General features: G+C 70.7%; 15 protein-coding genes, 1 tRNA gene and 1 other RNA gene. 6 read left to right on the top strand and 11 right to left on the bottom strand.

The features are described from left to right. Positions 1 to 27: 27 nt before the first annotated feature. Positions 28 to 1,098: an aspartate-semialdehyde dehydrogenase gene (locus JX005_RS05000; RefSeq protein ID WP_214466322.1), complete on the bottom strand. Its 1,071-nt coding sequence runs from the start codon at positions 1,096 to 1,098 to the stop codon at positions 28 to 30. Positions 1,099 to 1,202: 104 nt separating this feature from the next. Beyond that, positions 1,203 to 1,772 (bottom strand): dihydrofolate reductase family protein, encoded by a 570-nt coding sequence (locus tag JX005_RS04995; protein WP_214466321.1) that lies wholly within the window; start codon positions 1,770 to 1,772, stop codon positions 1,203 to 1,205. Between the two features lie 96 nt (positions 1,773 to 1,868). Here JX005_RS04995 and JX005_RS04990 point away from each other — a divergent pair, with 96 nt between their 5' ends. Then, a complete protein-coding gene (locus JX005_RS04990) occupies positions 1,869 to 2,450 on the top strand; it encodes a TetR/AcrR family transcriptional regulator (RefSeq protein WP_214466320.1) in 582 nt (193 codons plus the stop codon). A 22-nt stretch (positions 2,451 to 2,472) separates the two neighbouring features. On the opposite strand, the gene JX005_RS04985 is transcribed toward JX005_RS04990, so the two are convergent. Next, positions 2,473 to 3,759, bottom strand: a complete 1,287-nt coding sequence (locus JX005_RS04985; RefSeq protein WP_214466319.1) for an aspartate kinase — start codon at positions 3,757 to 3,759, stop codon at positions 2,473 to 2,475. 149 nt (positions 3,760 to 3,908) lie between these two features. On the opposite strand from JX005_RS04985, the gene JX005_RS04980 reads away from it, so the two are divergent. After that, positions 3,909 to 4,397 (top strand): hypothetical protein, encoded by a 489-nt coding sequence (locus JX005_RS04980; protein ID WP_214466318.1) that lies wholly within the window; start codon positions 3,909 to 3,911, stop codon positions 4,395 to 4,397. Between the two features lie 20 nt (positions 4,398 to 4,417). On the opposite strand, the gene JX005_RS04975 is transcribed toward JX005_RS04980, so the two are convergent. The 8 genes from JX005_RS04975 to ffs all read right to left on the bottom strand — a co-directional run bounded on the left by JX005_RS04975 (position 4,418) and on the right by ffs (position 15,049). Next, positions 4,418 to 5,371 carry a DMT family transporter gene (locus JX005_RS04975; protein ID WP_307858495.1) on the bottom strand — a complete coding sequence of 318 codons (954 nt, stop codon included), beginning with the start codon at positions 5,369 to 5,371 and terminating at the stop codon, positions 4,418 to 4,420. Positions 5,372 to 5,449: 78 nt separating this feature from the next. Continuing rightward, positions 5,450 to 6,043 (bottom strand): recombination mediator RecR, encoded by a 594-nt coding sequence (gene recR / locus JX005_RS04970; protein ID WP_214466317.1) that lies wholly within the window; start codon positions 6,041 to 6,043, stop codon positions 5,450 to 5,452. Positions 6,044 to 6,046: 3 nt separating this feature from the next. Beyond that, positions 6,047 to 8,176: a DNA polymerase III subunit gamma and tau gene (locus JX005_RS04965; protein WP_214466316.1), complete on the bottom strand. Its 2,130-nt coding sequence runs from the start codon at positions 8,174 to 8,176 to the stop codon at positions 6,047 to 6,049. 43 nt (positions 8,177 to 8,219) lie between these two features. Beyond that, complete coding sequence (locus JX005_RS04960; RefSeq protein WP_214466315.1) at positions 8,220 to 10,736, bottom strand: glycoside hydrolase family 65 protein; 2,517 nt, start codon at positions 10,734 to 10,736, stop codon at positions 8,220 to 8,222. Continuing rightward, entirely contained in the window at positions 10,733 to 11,506 is a 774-nt protein-coding gene (locus JX005_RS04955) for a beta-phosphoglucomutase family hydrolase (RefSeq protein ID WP_214466671.1), read from the bottom strand. Before JX005_RS04955 ends, JX005_RS04960 begins: the two co-directional genes overlap by 4 nt. Before the next feature lie 20 nt (positions 11,507 to 11,526). Then, positions 11,527 to 12,753, bottom strand: coding sequence for an acetate/propionate family kinase (locus JX005_RS04950; RefSeq protein ID WP_214466670.1), 1,227 nt, complete (start codon positions 12,751 to 12,753; stop codon positions 11,527 to 11,529). Positions 12,754 to 12,755: 2 nt separating this feature from the next. Beyond that, positions 12,756 to 14,891: a phosphate acetyltransferase gene (gene pta / locus JX005_RS04945; protein WP_214466314.1), complete on the bottom strand. Its 2,136-nt coding sequence runs from the start codon at positions 14,889 to 14,891 to the stop codon at positions 12,756 to 12,758. A 61-nt stretch (positions 14,892 to 14,952) separates the two neighbouring features. Further along, an RNA gene (gene ffs, locus JX005_RS04940) (signal recognition particle sRNA small type) lies at positions 14,953 to 15,049 on the bottom strand. Between the two features lie 143 nt (positions 15,050 to 15,192). On the opposite strand from ffs, the gene JX005_RS04935 reads away from it, so the two are divergent. The 4 genes from JX005_RS04935 (at position 15,193) to JX005_RS04920 (ending at position 19,823) form a co-directional block, all read left to right on the top strand. Continuing rightward, positions 15,193 to 16,197 (top strand): AAA family ATPase, encoded by a 1,005-nt coding sequence (locus tag JX005_RS04935; protein WP_214466313.1) that lies wholly within the window; start codon positions 15,193 to 15,195, stop codon positions 16,195 to 16,197. A gap of 7 nt (positions 16,198 to 16,204) precedes the next feature. Then, complete coding sequence (locus tag JX005_RS04930; protein ID WP_214466312.1) at positions 16,205 to 17,452, top strand: DUF58 domain-containing protein; 1,248 nt, start codon at positions 16,205 to 16,207, stop codon at positions 17,450 to 17,452. Further along, positions 17,439 to 19,712, top strand: a complete 2,274-nt coding sequence (locus tag JX005_RS04925; RefSeq protein ID WP_214466311.1) for a transglutaminase TgpA family protein — start codon at positions 17,439 to 17,441, stop codon at positions 19,710 to 19,712. Before JX005_RS04930 ends, JX005_RS04925 begins: the two co-directional genes overlap by 14 nt. A 26-nt stretch (positions 19,713 to 19,738) precedes the next feature. Then, a tRNA-Ser gene (locus JX005_RS04920) sits at positions 19,739 to 19,823 on the top strand. Positions 19,824 to 19,869: the final 46 nt, after the last annotated feature.

Raw genomic sequence — 19,869 nt, 5'->3', positions numbered from 1 at the left:
ACCGATCAAGGGAGCGGATGCCGCTCCTCAGGCGTGCGCGCCGAGCGAGGCCGCAACGACCTCGGCGATCTGCACGGCGTTGAGCGCCGCACCCTTGCGCAGGTTGTCGTTCGAGATGAACAGCACGAGGCCCTTGCCCTCCGGCGCCGACTGGTCGGCGCGGATCCGGCCGACATAGGTCGGGTCGTTGCCTGCGGCCTGCAGCGGCGTGGGCACTTCCTCGAGCGAGACGCCGGGGGCGGAAGCGAGAAGGTCGCGCGCACGCTCGGGCGTGATGTCGCGGGCGAACTCTGCGTGGATGCTGAGCGAGTGACCGGTGAACACCGGCACGCGCACGCACGTGCCCGCCACCCGCAGGTCAGGCAGCTCGAGGATCTTGCGGCTCTCGTTGCGGAGCTTCTTCTCCTCGTCCGTCTCGTTGAGCCCGTCGTCGACGAGGTTGCCGGCAAGCGGGATGACGTCGAACGCGATGGGGGCGACGTACTTCTCCGGCTGCGGGAAGTCGACGGCCGAGCCGTCGTGCACCAGGTCGAGCGTGTTGCCCTGGGCCAGGACGCCCTCGACCTGACCGAGGAGCTCCTGCGCACCGGCGAGCCCCGAGCCGCTGACGGCCTGGTAGGTCGACACGATGAGGCGCTCGAGGCCGGCCTCGGCGTCGAGCACCTTGAGTACCGGCATGGCGGCCATCGTCGTGCAGTTGGGGTTGGCGACGATGCCCTTCTTCGCCTCGGCGATGGCGTGGGGGTTCACCTCGCTGACGACGAGCGGCACCTCGGGATCCATGCGCCACGCGCTCGAGTTGTCGATGACTAGCGCGCCGGCCTCGGCGAATCGCGGAGCGTGCGCGCGGCTGCCCGTGGCGCCTGCGGAGAACAGGGCGATGTCGATCCCCGCGGGGTCGGCCGTGGCGACATCCTCGATGACGATCGTGCGCCCGGCGAACTCGACGGCCGTGCCGGCCGAGCGCGCGGTGGCGAAGAGGCGCAGGTCGCGGATCGGGAAGTTGCGCTCGGCGAGGATCTCGCGCATGACGGTGCCGACCTGGCCGGTGGCGCCGACGACGGCGACGGAGAGTCCTGAATCGGAGATGCGGGTCATGGTGTTCCTCAGCGTGGGCACGAGCGTGAAGCGGGCGCGCGGGCACCATCGGACGCGCGGGGTTGCCCGATTCTACCGCCCCGCCGAAGCGGCGAGCTCCGCCGTTACCGTCTGCGGTACTCGTTCACGACGACGCCCGACTCGAACGCTCGGGAGCGTTCCAGCGCGAACCTGGTGGGCAGGTACTCCCCCGCGAACAGGGGGATGCCGTCTCCGAAGACGAACGGGTTCACCTTCAGCACCAGGCGATCTATGTGATCCACGAGCTGTGCCGCCAGCACGCCTCCTCCGCACAGCCAGATGTCGCCGCCGCTCTGCTGCTTGAGCGCGGTGACGACCTCCCGGGGGTCGTCGTCGGTGATCCGGACGCCGCCTGCTCCCGCCGCCGCCGTTCGCGTGCGCGAGAACACGATCTGCTCGAGGTGCGAGTACGGGCTCGGCATCTCGGGAAGACCCACTGCATAGGTGTTCCAGCCCATCAGCACGGTGGAGAGGGAGCCCCGACGAACGTCGAGCCCGAGAGCCCGATGGATCGGCTCCGGGATGGTGTCGCCCCACTCGGGGGTGAGGACCGCCGCATGGTCGCCCTCCGCCAGGAAGGACTCGAAGCCGTGCGTGGGCGAAGCGATCCGGCCGTCCAGGCTGACGGCGACGTAGTAGACGAGTTCTCGCATGATTCTCTTTCACGACAGATGTTGTGGTTATCCGATCACCGTAGCGAACTGCGACGGCATTCACAACACTTGTCGTGAATCGGATACAGTGCACGCATGGCCCGGAACAATGCCCGCCGTGAACAGTTGGCTGACGCTGCCATCGCGGTCGTCGCCGACGAAGGGATGCGTGGCTTGACACACCGCGCCGTCGATGTGCGCGCGGGTGCACCTCTGGGCACGGCGTCCAATTACTTCCGGTCGCGAGACGCCCTGATCGACGCGATCGTCGCGCAGATCGGCCAAAGGCTCACCCCGTCCGCGGAAGTGCACCAGGAATTGGCTGCGCGCACCCCCGGGACCGCGCTCTTCGCGGACTACCTGCGCGACATCGTGCGCCGACTGCTGGGCGACCGGCAGGTCACACTCGCACTGTTCACGCTGCGTCTCGAAGCGGCACGCAATCCCATGGTCGCCGACCGCCTGGGTCAGTGGATACGTGCGGGCTTCGAGGCCGACGTCGCCTTCAACCGCAACGCTGGCCTCCCCGGGGACGCCTTCGACATCGCACTGTTCCACTACGCGATCGACGGATTGATCCTCGACCGGCTCACGTTGCCGATCGACGCCGAGACCTCCACCGACACGGTCGTCGACGCCTTCGTCGCGGGGCTTCTCCGCGACCGGATGTCGCCGTGAGGTCGTAGGGCCGAAGCCGGAGTCAGCGGCCGGTGCCGGCGTGCACGACGGCGTCGCCGTCGCCGTCGAGGCCGTAGGCGGTGTGCACGACGCGAGCGGCCTCGGCGAGATCGTCGCCGCGCACCACGACCGAGATCCGGATCTCGGAGGTGGAGATCATCTCGATGTTGATGCCCGACACGCTCAGCGCCTCGAAGAGCGTCGCAGAGACGCCCGAGTGGGTGCGCATGCCCGCGCCGACCACCGAGAGCTTGCCGATCTGGTCGTCGTGCACGAGGCTCTGGAAGCCGATCTCGGCCTGGTCGCCGGCGAGCGCCTTGAGGGCCGTGGCGGCGTCGGTCTTGGGCAGGGTGAACGAGATGTCGGTGCGCCCTGTCGCGGCCGCCGACACGTTCTGGACGATCATGTCGACGTTGGCGCCGGACTTGGCCACGACCTTGAAGATCTCGGCAGCCTTGCCGGGCACGTCGGGCACGCCGATGACCGTGATCTTGGCCTGGCTGAGGTCGGTCGCGACTCCCGCGACGATCGGCTCTTCCATGTCTTCTCCCTTTGCGCCGTCGGGGAGCGTCATCCCCGGGCCGAGAACGTAGGTGCCGACGCTCGAGCTGAACGTCGATCGGGCGTGGATGAGCACACCGTGCCGGCGCGCGTACTCCACGGCGCGGATGTACAGCACCTTCGCGCCGTTGGCGGCGAGCTCGAGCATCTCCTCCGCCGAGACGACGCCGAGCTTGCGGGCCTTCTGCACGACGCGCGGGTCTGCCGTGAAGATGCCGTCGACATCGCTGTAGATCTCGCACACGTCGGCCTGGAGCGCCGCCGCGAGGGCGACGGCGGTCGTGTCGGAGCCGCCGCGACCCAGCGTGGTGATGTCGCGGGTGTCGCGATTGAAGCCCTGGAAGCCGGCGACGATGACGATCGCGCCCTCGTCGAGCGCCTCGCGCAGCCGGATCGGGGTCACGTCGACGATCCGGGCCGCGCCGTGCGTGGCATCCGTGATCATGCCCGCCTGCGAGCCCGTGAACGAGCGCGCCTCGAAGCCCATCGAGTGGATCGCCATCGCCAGCAGCGCCATCGAGATGCGCTCACCGCTCGAGAGGAGCATGTCCAGCTCGCGCGGAGCCGGGATCGGCGCGACCTGCGCGGCGAGGTCGAGCAGCTCGTCGGTCGTGTCGCCCATGGCGCTCACGGCGACGACGACGTCGTGCCCGGCACGGCGCGCATCGACGATGCGCTTGGCGACGCGCTTGATGCTCTCGGCATCCGCGACCGACGACCCGCCGTACTTCTGGACGATCAGCGCCACGTGGAACTCCCCGAAATGCCGCGGTGCGGCACGCAAGACTGACAGGAGCGATCGGATGCCGCACCCGAGCCTCCATCTTACGGACGCGCTGATTCCTCCCCCGCCATGTGACGAGTCACCGCGCCGCCCGCGGGCGATAGCATCCGGGCATGGACCAACTGGAGGCGTGGTCGGAGTTCAACGTCGCGATGGTGGGCGCCACCGCCGCCCTGGCCGGTCTCGTGATCGTCGCATCGAGCGTCAACATCGCAGAGATCATCAAGTCCAACACCCTCACCTCCCGACTGGGAGCCGCGATCGCCGCTCTCGTGCTGGCGATCGTCGTCACCGGTCTGGGCCTCGTGCCCGATATGGCGACAATCTGGTACGGCGTCACCATCGCGGCCGGCGCGATCGCGGCGGCCGCTTTCCAGGTGCACGCCGCCATCACGATCGCGCGCGACCCCGCGCCCGAGCACGTGGGCCGGTTCTTCAAGTCGGCGCTGGGGTTCGCGCCGGTGGTGGCTTACGCCGTCGCGGCGACGATGATCGTGCTGGGCGCCTCCGGCGGCCTGTTGGTCGCGGCGGTCGCTTCATTGCTCGCCATCGTGTCGGCGATCATGGTCTCGTGGGTGGCCCTCGTCGAAGTGCTGCGCTGACGCGGTCGACTCGGTGACGATCAGCCGGGAGCGACGGGCGGCAGTTCGGCCTCGACCTCGGGCTCGCGCTCGACCTGGCGCGGCGGACGGACGGTTCCGCCGGTGGCCGCGAGCCAGCACCCCAGGATGACGAGCGGGAAGCCGATGAGCAGCCCGATGGTGAGGCTCTCCCCGAGGATGATCGTGCCGAGGATGATCGCAACGACGGGATTGACGTACGTGAACAGCGGCGCGCGGACGGGGCCGACACGGGCGATGAGCGCGAAGAACACGATGAACGCGACGGCCGTGCACACGACGCCGAGGGCGATGAGTGCCATCGTGCTGTCGAGCGTCGGCACCTCGTGCTGGGTGAGCAGCCCGATCGGCAGGTAGAAGATGCCGACCGCGAGGAGTGAGAGCGTGATCGTGCCGAGCGAGGGGACGTCGTGCAGCTTGCGCGCGATGATGAACGGCGCGATCGCATAGAGGAGCGCCACGAGGAGCACCTCGCCGATCGCGATCAGCCCTCCCCCGCCTTCGACGGCGAGTCCGGGCCCCATGACGACGACGGCGACGCCGATGAACCCCACGAACAGGCCGACCGCCCGGAGAGGACGCAGCACCGATCGGTCGCCTCCGCCGAGCGCGATCACCGCGGCGAAGAGCGGCACCGTCGCCACCAGCAGGCCGGTCAGCCCCGAGGGCAGGGTCTGCTCGGCGTGCCCGAGCAGGAGGAACGGCCCCGCCATCTCGATCGCCCCGAACGCGAGCACCCAGCCGATCCTCGACATCGCGGGGCGCAGCGCCTTCTGGCGCAGGGCGAACGGGAGCAGGATGACAGCCCCGATGAGCGTGCGCCCCGCCACGACGGCGGCGGGCGAGTAGGAGTCGACGGCCACCTTGATGAAGAGGTAGGGGATGCCCCACACCAGCGCCATGATCGCGAACAGCACCCACGCCCGGGCGTCGAACCGCTGGATGATGCCGTTCACGTCGTCTCTTCCATCGCTCAAGGATGCCCAGCGCCGGAGATCGTCGCGACGCGCACGACTGCCAATGTACGGCGGACGTCAGACAGAGCGCCGACCCTCGAAGGCGCGGCCGAGCGTCACCTCGTCGGCGTACTCCAGGTCGCCTCCGACGGGAAGGCCGGACGCCAGTCGGGTGACGGAGATCTCGAGCGTGTTCAGCAGCCGGCTGAGGTAGGTCGCGGTGGCCTCGCCCTCGAGGTTCGGGTTCGTGGCGAGGATCACCTCCTGCACGGTGCCGTCGGCGAGTCGCTGCATGAGCTGCGTGATGCGCAGGTCGTCGGGACCGATGCCGGCGATCGGGCTGATGGCGCCGCCGAGCACGTGGTACCGGCCGCGGAACTCGCGCGTGCGCTCGATGGCGGCGACGTCCTTGGCGTCTTCGACCACGCAGATCAGGCTCATGTTGCGGCGCGGGTCGCGGCAGATCGAGCAGCGCTCCTGCTCGGTGACGTTGCCGCACACTTCGCAGAAGCGCACCTTGTCGCGCACCTCGGCGAGCAGCTGGGCGAGATGCGTGACGTCGAAGTTCGGCGTCTGCAGGATGTGGAACGCGATGCGCTGCGCCGACTTCGGGCCGATGCCGGGCAAGCGGCCGAATTCGTCGATGAGGTCTTGGACGATCCCGTCGTACATGGCCTAGCTGAACCTCGTCGGCGGCTCGTAGGGCTCCTCGCGCACGAACCTCGCCCCGAGCATCTGGCGCACCACCGCCTCGCCGTAGCGCTGGACGCCGTCGTTGCGCGTGGTGACGACGGGAGGCAGCGGCGGCGCGACGACCGGCGGAACCGGGAGGTCGGCCGCGGGCTCGGGCGCATCGCCGTCGTCGTCGTCGGGCTCGATGGAGGGCTCGACGTCGACGGTGCGCAGCACCTCGCCCTCACGGGCGGGGGCCAGCGTGGCGACGCGCGACCGCGCCGCGGCGTCTTCTGGCTCGTCGTCCACCGCGAACTGGGCGGAGGGAAGCGACGCGGGCGGGCCCGGGTCGGGCGGCGGCGCGTCGGCATCGGTGGGGATCGGCGCCACGGCCCACTCGGTGACCGGTGCGGCCGCCGCGGGGGCCGCAGCCCGCGCGGGCGCAGGGCGGCTCGAGACGGGCGGGGCGGCGGGCGCCGAGCCGGGGCCGGACGGTGCGGAACCTCCGCCGTCGTGCTTCGCGAGGTACTTCACGCGGATGCCGAGGACGGCCAGGATCGCCTGGCGCAGGTCTTCGCTCGGGCCGCCGCCTGCGGCGCGCTGCTTGAACTTGGTCACGTCGGCCTGGCTGGCGAACGCGAGGGTGAGCACGTCGTCGTCGAGGCCGGCGACCTCGGCGTTCGAGGCGAGCAGCCACGATGTGCGGCTGATGTTCTCGAGCCGGCTCAGCACCTCGGTCCACGCGGCGCGCATGCGGTCGAGCGTGACAGGCCCTTCGGGCGCGGGTGCGGGCTCGGGTGCGGGTGGCGGGGTGGGCGTTTCGTCTCGCTGGGCTCGCTCGACGACCGGTGGTGCGGCGGGCGTAGCGGCGGGCGGCGGGGTGGGCGTTTCGTCTCGCTGCGCTCGCTCAACGACCGGGGTGGGCTGCGCTCGCTCAACGACCGGGGTGGGCTGCGCTCGCTCAACGACCGGGGTGGGCTGCGCTCGCTCGACGACCGGGGGTGCGGCGGGGGCGGCCGGGGCCGCGGCATCCGCTCCCCTCGCCAGCACGCGGGCGACCATGAGCTCGAGCTGCAGGCGGGGCGAGGTGGCGCCGGTCATGTCGTCGAGCGTCGCGATGACGAGGTCGGCGGTGCGCGACAGGCGCACCGAGCCGAACGCGTCGGCCTGGCGGCCCATGCGCTCGAGGTCTTCGGCCGACACGCCGCGCAGGACCGCCGCGGCGCCGTCGCCGGTGGCGGCGACGACGATGAGGTCGCGCAGGCGCTCGAGGAGGTCGTCGACGAACCGGCGGGGATCCTGCCCCGTCTGCACGACGCGGTCGACGGCGGCGAACGCGGCCTGGGCGTCGTTCGCTGCGAAGGCGTCGACCACCTCATCGAGGAGCTCGGCGTGCGTGTACCCGAGGAGCGCCACGGCCCGCTCATAGCGGACCTTGCCCGCTTCGGAGCCCGCGATCAGCTGATCGAGCAGCGAGAGCGTGTCACGCGGCGAGCCGCCGCCGGCGCGCACGACGAGCGGCAGGACGCCCAGCTCGACCTCGACGCCCTCCTGCGTGCAGAGCTCTTCGACGTACGAGAGCATGGCTCCTGGTGGGACGAGCCGGAACGGGTAGTGGTGGGTGCGCGAGCGGATCGTGCCGATGACCTTCTCGGGCTCGGTCGTCGCGAAGATGAACTTGACGTGGTCGGGCGGCTCTTCGACGAGCTTGAGCAGCGCGTTGAAGCCCTGCGGCGTCACCATGTGCGCCTCGTCGAGGATGAAGATCTTGAAGCGGTCGCGCGCCGGGGCGAAGACGGCGCGCTCACGGAGGTCGCGGGCGTCGTCGACGCCGTTGTGGCTCGCCGCGTCGATCTCGACGACGTCGAGCGACCCGCCGCCGCCGCGGCCGAGCTCGACGCAGCTGTCGCACGTGCCGCACGGGGTGTCGGTCGGACCGGCCGCGCAGTTGAGGCACCGCGCCAGGATGCGGGCCGAGGTGGTCTTTCCGCACCCGCGCGGACCCGAGAAGAGATAGGCGTGCCCGACGCGGTCACCGCGCAGCGCGGTCATGAGCGGCTCGGTGACCTGCGACTGGCCGATCATCTCGCCGAACGACTCGGGTCGGTAGCGGCGATAGAGGGCGGTGGTCACCAGGACAGCCTACGGCGTGCCGGTGACATCGCAGCGGCCCCCCTCACGCGTCTGCGCCGTGCTCGACATCCGCCGCTCCCATGATGATCGGGATGGATGCCGTCACCGTCGGCACGGACGCCGAGAGGTACGAGCCGTCCTCGCGCTGCACCTCGGTCAGCTCGCCGAGGGTCGGGCGTCCGGGGATCACCGGGCCCTGTCCTTCAAGGGGGACGGAGACCTCTTCGCCCGCACCGACGACGTAGCCGGTACCCCGCACGCTGAAGCCGACGGGGTCGCCGTCCGACGCGGCGATCCGGAGCTCGTCACGCGTGATCGTGATCTGCAGGCGGGTGCCGTGCCAGTGCAGCACGAAGGACAGCTCGGGCCAGGCGGCGGGCAGGCGCGGGTCGAACGACAGCTCGCCGAAGTGGTCGCGCATGCCTCCGAAGCCCGACACCAGCGCCGTCCACACCCCGCCGGCCGATGCCACGTGCACGCCGTCAGACGCGTTGTGGTGCAGGTCGGCGAGGTCGACGAAGATCGACTGCCGGAAGTACTCGAGGGCGAGGTCCTGGTATCCGACCTCGGCGGCGAGGATCGCCTGCACCACCGCAGAGAGCGTCGAGTCGCCCGTGGTCAGCGGGTCGTAGTACTCGAAGTCGGCGAGCTTGTCCTCGTCGGAGAAGTGGTTGCCCTGCAGGAACAGCGCCAGCACCACGTCGGCCTGCTTGAGCACCTGGTAGCGGTAGATGACCAGCGGGTGGAAGTGCAGCAGCAGCGGCCGCTTGTCGGGCGGGGTGTTCTCGAGATCCCAGATCTCGCGCTCGAGGAAGACGTGGTCCTGAGGGTGGATGCCGAGGTCGGGGCTGAACGGGATGTGCATCGCCTCGGCGGCACGCTCCCAGCCCTCGGGCTCGGCGGGGTCGAGCCCGAGCCGGTCGACCATCCTGCGGTACACCTCGCCGTCGACCTCGGCCATCTCGCGCACGGTGCGCGCGGCGAACCGCAGGTTGAAGCGGGCCATCACGTTCGTGAAGAGGTTGTCGTTGACGACCGTCGTGTACTCGTCCGGACCGGTGACGCCGTGGATGTGGAACGTCTCCTCGCCCGCCCCCTCGACCGTGCGCCAGAACCCGAGCGTGGCCCACAGCCGCGCCGTCTCGACGGCGATGTCGACACCCTCGCGGTAGAGGAACTCCGTGTCGCCCGTGGCGCGGATGTACTTGGCCAGCGCGAAGGAGACGTCGGCGTTGATGTGGTACTGCGCCGTGCCGGCGGCGTAGTAGGCGGAGGCCTCCTCGCCGTTGATCGTGCGCCACGGGAACAGCGCGCCGTGCTCGTTGAGCTGGAACGCGCGCCGGCGGGCGGCGGGCAGCATGAGGTATCGCATCCGCAGGGCGTTGCGCGCCCAGAGCGGCGTCGTGTACGCGAGGAACGGCAGGACGTAGATCTCGGTGTCCCAGAAATAGTGGCCGCTGTAGCCGGAGCCCGTCATGCCCTTCGCGGGCACGCCCTGGCCGTCGGCGCGCGCCGACGCCTGCGCGAGCTGGAACAGGCACCAGCGCGTGGCCTGCTGCAGATCGTCGTGACCGCCGATCCGCACGTCCGAGCGCTCCCAGAAGCCGTCGAGCCACTCGCGCTGCTGCGCGATCACCGCGTCGACGCCGACGGTGAGCGCGCGATCCAGCGAGCGCCGGCAGCGGTCCACCAGCTCACGGGCAGGGACGCCGCGCGACGTGTGGTAGCTCACGAGCTTGGTCACGCGGATCGGAACCCCGGCCTTCGCCTGCACGCGGAACACGTTCTTGGCGATGTCGGGCTCGATGAGCGTGCGCGCCGAGTACGCGTTCTCGGTCTCGACGAGGTGGTCGGCGACGAGGGCGATCGTCATGCCCGAGTCGGTCACGCGGTACGACAGCGCCGACCGCAGCCCGTCCTGCCAGTACTCCTCCGGCTGCAGCACGCGCTCCTGCATGCGCTCCGCCTTGCGCGGGTCGAAGCCGGCCTTCTTGGGCGCCTTGGGCGTGCCGCCGTAGACGTCCTCGCCGTCCTGGCGGTTGATGAGCTGGCAGCTGACCGTGACGGGCGCGTCGGCGTTCAGGACGGTGACGTCGACCGTCATGACCGACAGGTGCTTCTCCTCGAACGACACCAGCCGGGAGTACTCGATGCGCACGTCCTTGCCGGACGGCGTCGTCCACAGCACGTGGCGGGTCTGCACGCCCTCGCGCATGTCGAGCACACGCTCGTACTCGCGCACGTCGGCGACGTCGAGCGACAGCGGCTCGTCGTCGACGTAGACGCGCATCACCTTCGCGTCGGGCGCATTGACGATCGTCTGCCCGACCTCGGCGAAGCCGTACGCCTGCTCGGCGTGGCGGATCGGGAATGTCTCGTGGAAGCCGTTGATGAACGTGCCGTGCTCGTGCGACTGGCGGCCCTCGGGGTGGTTGCCGCGCATCCCGAGGTAGCCGTTCCCGACCGCGAACAGCGTCTCGGTGACACCGCCGTCCTCGGGATCGAACGACGTCTCGACGAGACGCCAGGGGTCGACGGGGAACCGGTCGCGATCCATCATGCGGTGCTCTCCTCGGTGCTGGTCGGGGCGGTGACGGCGGGCACGAGCTCGGCGAGATCGTCGACGACGACGTGGGCGCCGGCATCCGTCAGCGCCTGCACCCCTGCGCCGCGATCGACGCCGACGACGAGCGCGAACGCGCCCGCCGCGGCCGAGGCGACGCCGCTGAGGGCGTCTTCGACGGCGGCGCTGCGGGCAGGGTCGACGCCGAGCATCCGCGCCGCCTCGACGAAGACGTCGGGCGCGGGCTTGGAGGCGAGGTGGTCGCGCTCGGCGATCACGCCGTCCATCACGACGTCGAACCGGTCACGGATTCCGGCGACGTCGAGGACCTCCTCGGCGTTCTTCGAGCTCGAGACCACCGCGACCCGAGTGCCGGCTGCGGCGAGCGCGTCGAGCAGCGCGAGGGATCCCGGGTACGCGGCGATGCCCTCGTCGCGCAGGACGGACTCGAAGACCACGTTCTTGCGATTGCCGATGCCGCACACGGTGTCGGCCGTCACGGGGTCGGACGGGTCACCCCAGGGCACCTCGACGTCGCGCGAGCGCAGCAGGCTCGCGACGCCGTCGTAGCGCTTCTTGCCGTCGAGGTGGTCGAAGTAGTCGCGCTCGGTGTACGCGGGCGTGATGTCCCAGGCGGCGAAGAGCGCCTCGAACATCGTCTGCCAGGCGTGCATGTGCACCTCGGCGGTGGGGGTCAGCACGCCGTCCAGATCGAAGAGCACGGCGTCGTAGGCGGACAGGTCGGGCAGGGCTTCGGTGGACACCAGACAAGGGTAGCGAGAGCGGCTCACCGCCGCGCGACGCCGACCGTCTGCCGGGCGATCTCGAGCTCCTCGTCGGTGGGCACGACGAGGACGGCGACGGCCGAGGCATCCGTCGATATCCTCCGGATGCCGCGAGCCTGGGCGAGGTTGCGCTCCGGGTCGACCTCCACCCCCGCGAACCCGAGCGTCGCCAGCGCCGCCGCGCGCACCAGCGGGGCGTTCTCGCCCACCCCGGCGGTGAAGGAGATGACGTCGACGCCGCCCAGCTGGGCGAGGTACGCCCCGGCGTACGCGCGCAGGCGGTGCACGTACACCTCGTACGCGAGGATCGCCTGCGGTTCGCCGCGCTCGATGGCGGCGCGGATGTCGCGCAGATCGGAGGATCCGGCGAGCCCCAGCATGCCGCTGCGCTTGTTGAGCAGGTCGTCGAGGTCGTCGATCGACAGGGCGTCGCGGCGGGCGAGGTGGAACAGCACCGCCGGGTCGATGTCGCCCGAGCGCGTGCCCATCACGAGCCCCTCGAGCGGCGTGAAGCCCATCGAGGTCTCGACCGAGCGCCCGCCGTCGATCGCGGTCACGGACGCGCCATTGCCCAGGTGGAAGACGATCTGCCGCAGGTCGGCGAGCGGCCTGCCGACGAAGGCCGCCGCCGCCTCGGCCACGAACTTGTGCGACGTGCCGTGGAACCCGTAGCGCCGGATGCGGTGGGATGCCGCGAGCTCGGCGTCGATCGCGTACGTGTAGACGTGCGGCTCGAGGGTCTGGTGGAACGCGGTGTCGAAGACGGCGACGTGGGGCACGTCGGGGAAGGCGGCCTTCGCCGCCCGGATTCCCGCGAGGTTGGCCGGGTTGTGGAGCGGCGCCAGCACCGAGAGCTCGTCGATGTTGATCTCGACGAGCGGCGTGATGAGCGTCGGCTCGAAGAACCGGGCCCCGCCGTGCACGACGCGGTGTCCGACGGCGATCGGCGAATGCTCGTCGAGCGACGGGCCGGCGGACGCGAACGCATCGAGCATGACCTGGAAGCCCACCCCGTGGTCGGGGATCGGCAGCTCGAGCGTGTGCGTCGCATTGAGCATCGTGGGCGCGGGTCCGTCGGCCGGCGGCGCCATCACGGTGTGGGTGGCGTGACCGGATGCCTCGCCGATGCGCTCCACGAGACCCGAGGCGAGCGTCGACTCGGTGTCGACGTCGATCAGCTGGTACTTGAACGACGACGAGCCGGAGTTGACGACCAGCACCGGTGACATGCTCACTCCCCCTGCGCCTGGATCGCCGTGATGGCGATCGTGTTGACGATGTCGTCGACGAGGGCGCCCCGCGACAGGTCGTTGATGGGCTTGTTGAGTCCCTGCAGAACGGGCCCGATCGCCACGGCGCCGGCCGAGCGCTGCACGGCCTTGTACGTGTTGTTGCCGGTGTTGAGGTCGGGGAAGACGAACACCGTGGCCCGCCCGGCCACGTCGGACCCCGGCATCTTGGCCGCCGCGACGGCGGCGTCGGCCGCCGCGTCGTACTGGATGGGGCCTTCCACGAGGAGCTCGGGCGCACGCGAGCGCACCAGGGCCGTGGCATCCCGCACCTTCTCGACGTCGGCACCCGAACCGGACTCCCCCGTCGAGTAGGACAGCATCGCGACCCGCGGGTCGATGCCGAACTGCGCCGCCGTGGCGGCGGACGAGATGGCGATGTCGGCCAGCTGCTCGGAGGTCGGATCGGGGATCACCGCGCAGTCGCCGTAGACGAGCACGCGGTCGGCGAGGGCCATGAGGAAGACGCTCGAGACGACCGAGACGCCGGGCCTGGTCTTGATGATCTCGAACGCCGGCCGGATGGTGTGGGCGGTGGTGTGCATCGCACCCGAGACCATCCCGTCGGCGAGTCCGAGGTGGACCATGAGCGTGCCGAAGTACGAGACATCCGTCACCGTGTCGGCCGCCTGCGCGAGGGTGACGCCCTTGTGGGCGCGCAGCCGCGCGTACTCCTCGGCGAACCTGCGCACGTGGTCTGCGTCCAGCGGCGAGAGCACCTCCGCCGCCCGGAGGTCGATGCCGAGCTCGACGGCACGGGCGCGCACCTCGTCGGGCTGGCCGAGGATCGTGAGGTCGGCGATGCCGCGCTTGAGCACCGTCGCGGCGGCGCGCAGCACCCGGTCGTCACCGCCCTCGGGCAGGACGATGCGCTTGCGCTGGGAACGGGCGCGCTCGATGAGCTGGAACTCGAACATGAGCGGCGTGACGACCGTCGCGCGTGCGACGCCGAAGGCGCGAAGCAGCTCCTCCGTGTCGACGCTCTGCTCGAACAGCGACAGGGCGGTGTCGTAGCGCCGTTGCGAGTCGGCTGCCAGCCGGCCGCGCGTGCCCATGATGCGGGCGGCGGTCTCGTACGTGCCGAGGTCGGTCGTCACGATCGGGACGTTCGAGCCCAGGCCGTCCAGCAGGCGCGTCACCGGCTCGGGCAGCGGGAATCCGCCGTTGAGCACGATCCCCGAGATCGAGGGGAACGTGCCCGCGGCATTCGCGAGCATCGTGGCGAGGAGCACCTCGGAGCGGTCGGCGGCGATGACCACGACCGCACCCTCGAGCAGGCGCGGCAGCACGTTGACCATCGACATGCCCGCGACGACGACCGCGAGCGCTTCGCGGGTGAGTCGGTCGGGGTCGCCCGAGAGCAGCTCGCCGCCGACCGAGCGCATGATGCCGCGCATGGACGGGGCGACGAGGTACCGATCCTCGGGAATGGCCCACACCGGCACGGTGTCCGTGCGGGGACCGAGGGCCGTCTCGACGGAACGCGTGATCGCGGCGATCGTGGCCGCCGCCTCCGACGGCTCCGAGCGGTTGGCCACGACGGCGAACAGCTCGGCGCGCTCGTGCGCGAGCTCGGTGAGGGCCAGGTCGGCGATCTGGCCCATCTCAGCGGCCGTGCGCGGGAGTGAGGATCCGAGCTGCTCGGGCCGCGTCTGGTTCTGCGCCGAGCGCCCGCCCAGGACGAGGAGCACCGGGGCGCCGAGGTTCGCTGCGATGCGCGCGTTGTAGCCCAGTTCGGCCGGGCTGCCGACGTCGGTGAAGTCGCTGCCCAGGATCACGACCGCGTCGCACTGCGCCTCGACGGACTTGTAGCGCTCGACGATCGCCGCGAGCGCGGCATCCGCATCGCGACGCACATCGTCGTAGGTGACGCCGATGCACTCGTCGTAGGGCAGATGGACGCCGTCGTGGTCGAGCAGCATCTCGAGGACGTAGTCGGGCTCGGCCGTCGAGCGGGCGATCGCCCGGAACACCCCGACACGCGGGGTGGCGTGGCTGAGGGCGTCGAGCACGCCCAGCGCGACCGTCGACTTGCCCGAGTGGCCTTCGGCCGACGTGATGAAGATGCTCTGCGCCACGTGCCCAGCCTACGGGCGGCGCCGGCTCCGCAGGGGCCCGTCGGCGGGAACCCCCCGGCAAAAGTAAGACTCTCCGCGAACCCGGCAGAGCCTGGTTACCCTTGCTACGTTTCCGTCCTGGGGGAGTTGGCCTGGATGCCGCCTCGCGGAGAGCTGACACCAGTCTAACCCGGCGTGGGAGTCGCAGTGTTCTCCCAGGCCCGCGAAGGCCCGTGCGTTGTTACGATCAACGAGTGAGCGGGCGCTGGAGCCCGTGCATTTCGGCTCACCCGCCCGAACGGGCGTCCGAGGAGAGGGCGCGATGACCGATACCGCGACGACCGACGCCACCACTGCACTCACCGCGGAGGATTTCGCCCGCACGACCGACGCGATCCTCGGCGCCGTGGGCAGCGTGATCGACGGCAAGCCGGAAGCGGTGCGCAGCGCGCTGGTGTGCCTCCTCGCCGAAGGACACCTGCTCATCGAAGACGTCCCGGGCGTGGGCAAGACGATGCTCGCGCGGGCGCTCGCCGCCTCCGTCGACGCGACGGTCCGCCGCATCCAGTTCACGCCCGACCTCCTCCCCGGCGACGTGACGGGCGTGAGCGTCTTCAACCCGGTCGATCGGGAGTTCGAGTTCAAGCAGGGCGCGATCTTCGCCAACATCGTCATCGCCGACGAGATAAACCGCTCCTCCCCCAAGACGCAGTCGGCACTGCTCGAGGCGATGGAGGAGCGCCAGGTGACCGTCGACGGTCGCACGCACTTCGTCCCCGAGCCGTTCCTCGTCGTCGCCACCCAGAATCCGCTCGAGATGGAGGGCACGTACGCGCTGCCCGAAGCGCAGCGGGACCGCTTCATGATGCGCATCTCGATGGGCTATCCCGACCAGCGCTCGGAGGCGCTGATGCTGCGTCAGCGCGACACCCTGAACCCGCTCGACCAGCTGGCCGCGGTGGTCTCGGCCGATCAGGTGACCGAGCTCATCGCGTGGGCCCGCGCGGTCCACGTGGCGCCGCCCATCGAGGACTACGCGGTCGCCCTGGCGCACGCCACCCGCACCCACACCGACCTGCGGCTGGGCGCGAGCCCGCGCGCCACCTTGCAGCTCGTGCGTGCGGCGAAGGTCTGGGCCGCACTCGACGGCCGCGGCTTCGTCATCCCCGACGACATCACGGCGCTGCTCGCGCCGGTGTTCGCCCACCGCCTCATCCCCACCCGCTCGGCCGGCGGCGCGCGAGCGCGCGGAGCGGCCGACGCCATCATCTCGATCCTGGACCGCATCGCCTCGAGCGTGCGCGTCCCCATCGCCCCGCGTCAGTGAGCCCGTGATGAGACGCCTGTGGCCGCTGACGGTGCGAGGCACCGGCGCGCTCATCCTGGCGATCACCTGCTTCGTGATGGCGAACGAGTTCGGCATCAGCGAGCTGATGTACTTCGGCATCCTGCTGCTGGCCGTACTGGGCGCGAGCGTCGCATCGCTCTACCTCACGCGTCGCACGGACGTCGTGACGAGATCGTTCACCCCGGATGTCGCGACCGTCGGTCGCTCGTCGATCGTCGCCGTGCGGGTGGGAGTGCGCACCGCCGTGCCCACGCCGCCCGGCACGTGGCACGACGCCCTTCCGAAAGGACTGCGCGGCCGGTCCGAGGGGGTGTTCCCGGCCCTCGGGTCGGGGCTGCGCGGCGGCGAGCGTGTGGTCGACCTCTCGTACACGGTGACGGGCGTCAGGCGCGGCATCCACTCCATCGGTCCTCTCTCGGTGCGCTCGACCGACCCGTTCGGACTGGCGCGGCGGCGCACCCTGTTCGGCGAGCGCACGCCGGTGACCGTCGCTCCCGCGCTGGTCGACCTGCCGCCGCTCACCGACTTCGCCGGCGAGACCGGCGGCACGCTGCACACCACGACGAACCAGCTCGGCCAGGGCGCGGACAACCTCGTCGCCCGGCCGTACCTCCCCGGCGACTCGATGCGCCGAATCCACTGGCGCGCGACCGCCCATCGCGACGAGCTGATGGTGCGCCAGGAGGAGCAGGAGTCCACGCCCGAGGCCAGCGTCGTGCTCGACCGCGGCGTGCTGCGCTGGGCGGCCGAGGCGATGCAGGCGCCCGGCGCCGACCCGGGGTTCGAGGCCGCGGTGTCGGCCTGCGTGTCCGCCGTCGCCCGCCTCGTGCACGACGGGTACGCGGTCGAGGTGCTCGACTCCGACGGCACGATCCTCGCCGAGCGCATCGACGGCGGCGACATGGTCGAGGTCGAGGCGCTCCTCTCCCACTTCGCGAAGCTCACCGCTCGACGCGATGACAGCCTGGCCCGGCTCACGCGGCTGTTCGCGGGTGTGATGACCGGACCCGTCATCCTCATCGTGGGCAGGTTCGATCCGTCCGACGCCGAGGCGATCGCCCCGGTCGCCCATCACAGCACGCTGCCGATGGTGCTCGCCGTCGGACCCGTCGGAGACGCGCTCGACCGCGCCGCCGACCACGGCTGGCGGGTCGCGGCGATCGATCCCGATGGGGATCTCGCCGTCGCGTGGGGCAACGCGGTCGGGCGGGGGGTGAGCCATGTCAACGTCTGAGTCGGTGGAGCAGCGCACCCGCCGCGGCGGCGAGTGGCTGCTGACCCTGGTGCTCCTCACCGCGCTGCTGGCCGCGCTCCTGCCGGTCATGGGGGTGGTGAAGCCGGGCGGCTGGCTGCTGGGCTCAGTCGTCATCGCCACGCTCGTGCTCGCCGCCGGCTACGGCGCCCGACGCCTGCGGCTTCCCGCCGTCGCCGTCAGCCTCATCGAGGCCGGCGTCTGGGTGGCCATGATGACCGCCGTGTTCCTGCGCGACACGGCGCTGCTGTGGATCATCCCGACACCCGAGACGATCCGCGCGGTGCCGCCGCTCGTCGACGACGCGATGGACGAGATCATCCTCGGCGCGGCTCCGCTCGAGGACAGCATCCCGCTCGCGTTCCTCATCGTCGGCGCCATGGGACTTCTCGCGATCATCGTCGATCACGTCGTGCTCACCGCGCGGATGCCGCTGCTCGCGTCCATCGGGATCGTCGCGGTCTCGCTGATCCCGGCGATCGCCGTGCCGCGGGAGGTCGACGTGATGGCCTTCGTCTTCCTCGCGGTGGCGATCCTGTCTCTCATCCGCGTCGAGACCCGGTCGCGCGAGCGCCCGTTGGAACGCGCCGCGGAGCGGACCGCGGGAGTGCCCGCGACGGCGCTCGGCATCGGGGCGATCGCCGTGATCGTCGCGGTCGTCGCCACGCCGCTCCTGCCGCAGCCGCTCGTCCGTGCCGGCGCCGGTCTCGGTGGCGGCCCGGGCATCGATGCCACGCTGCAGCTCGGTGACGACCTCCGCAGGCCGGAGCAGGTGGAGGTGCTGCGGGTGCGCTCCGATGCGCCGTCGCCGCCGTACCTGCGTGCGACCACGCTGTCGCGCTTCGAGGGCGGGGTGTGGGAGCCGGACCGCGTGCGCACCGTTCCCCTCGACAGCGAGTTCGGCCTCGGCTCGGTCACCGTCGCCGAGGACATCCGGCTGTCGGAGTACACGACCGATGTCGAGGTGGTGAACCTCGCGTCGGTGTGGCTGCCGGTCCCCTACCCGGCGGTCCAGGTCTCGGGTCTCGACGGCCGGTGGGCAGCCGTCCCCTACAACCGCACGGTGATCTCGCAGTCGGGCACCACGCAGGGTCAGTCGTACGAGGTGGTGTCGAACCAGGTCCGCCCGACCCTCGAGCAGATCCGGTCGTACAACGCCGGCGGCCCCGAGCTGCGCGACGAGACCACCCAGGTTCCTGCCGGAACCCCGGAGATCATCACGCAGCTCGCCGCCGAGGTGACGGCGAACGCGACGAACGACTACGACCGGCTCATCGCGATGCAGCGCTGGTTCCGCGGCGGCGAGTTCCGGTACTCGCTCGAGGCGCCCGTCGAGGACGACTTCGACGGCAGCGGCGCGGAGGCCGTCGCGCAATTCCTCGAACAGCGTGAGGGCTACTGCATCCACTTCGCGTCGGCGTTCGCGCTGATGGCGCGCACCCTGCACATGCCGTCGCGCATCGTGATCGGCTACCTGCCCGGTGTGGGGACCACGGACTCGGTCGAGGATCAGACCGTCTACACGGTCTCGAGCTCCCTTCTGCACGCCTGGCCCGAGGTGTATTTCGACAACGCCGGGTGGATCGCGTTCGAGCCCACCGCGGGGCTCGGGGTGCCGACATCCTTCTCCCCCGCCGCCACGCTCCCCGGTGAGACCGACGATCCGAACGGCGCCACACCCGGCGCGACCCCGTCGCCCACGACGAGCGCCGAACAGGGTCCGAACGGTCCCCTCGATCCGCGCGACGAGGCCCTGCCCGGAACCCCGCTCGGCACCGGCAACCCGCTGCCGATGCTGGGCGTCGTCGTGCTCATCCTCTTCGTGCTCGCGCTGCCTTTCCTCGTGCGCGAGCTGCGCCGCCGGCAGCTGACGCTCGCGGCGCGCGGCGGGGACGCCGCATCCGCATGGATGATCGTGCAGGATGCCGCGATCGACACCGGCATCGCCGTGCCCGCGAGCGAGAGTCCCCGGGCATTCGCCCAGCGGCTCATCGACTTCCACGGAGTCTCGCCCGACGACATGTACACGCTGACGACGGCGATCGAGAGGGCCTCGTATGCGCCGTCCGGTGGCCGGGACTACTGGATGGGCGATGCGGCGATGGATGCCGCGACCGCGGTGCGCGCTCAGCTGCTCGCCGCGGCACCACCAGCGCGCCGCATCCTCGCCGTCATCGCACCGCGCTCGCTCATCGTGAGGCCGGGCAGCGTATACGCAGGGGCGGCCCCCGCGACCAGGTAGGATGGTCTGCGGCCCTCCGGGGCCACGGAGGATTCGCCTAGTGGCCTATGGCGCACGCTTGGAAAGCGTGTTGAGTGAAAGCTCTCAGGGGTTCGAATCCCCTATCCTCCGCCGCTCCGATCCCAGTGTTTTCAAGGGATTTTTCGTCCGTCCAGGT

It is taken from the genome of Microbacterium flavescens, from assembly GCF_018588945.1.
Taxonomy (GTDB): Bacteria; Actinomycetota; Actinomycetes; order Actinomycetales; family Microbacteriaceae; genus Microbacterium; species Microbacterium flavescens.
Note: the sequence above shows the minus strand (reverse complement) of the source record. Positions and strands in the feature narration are given on the sequence as shown.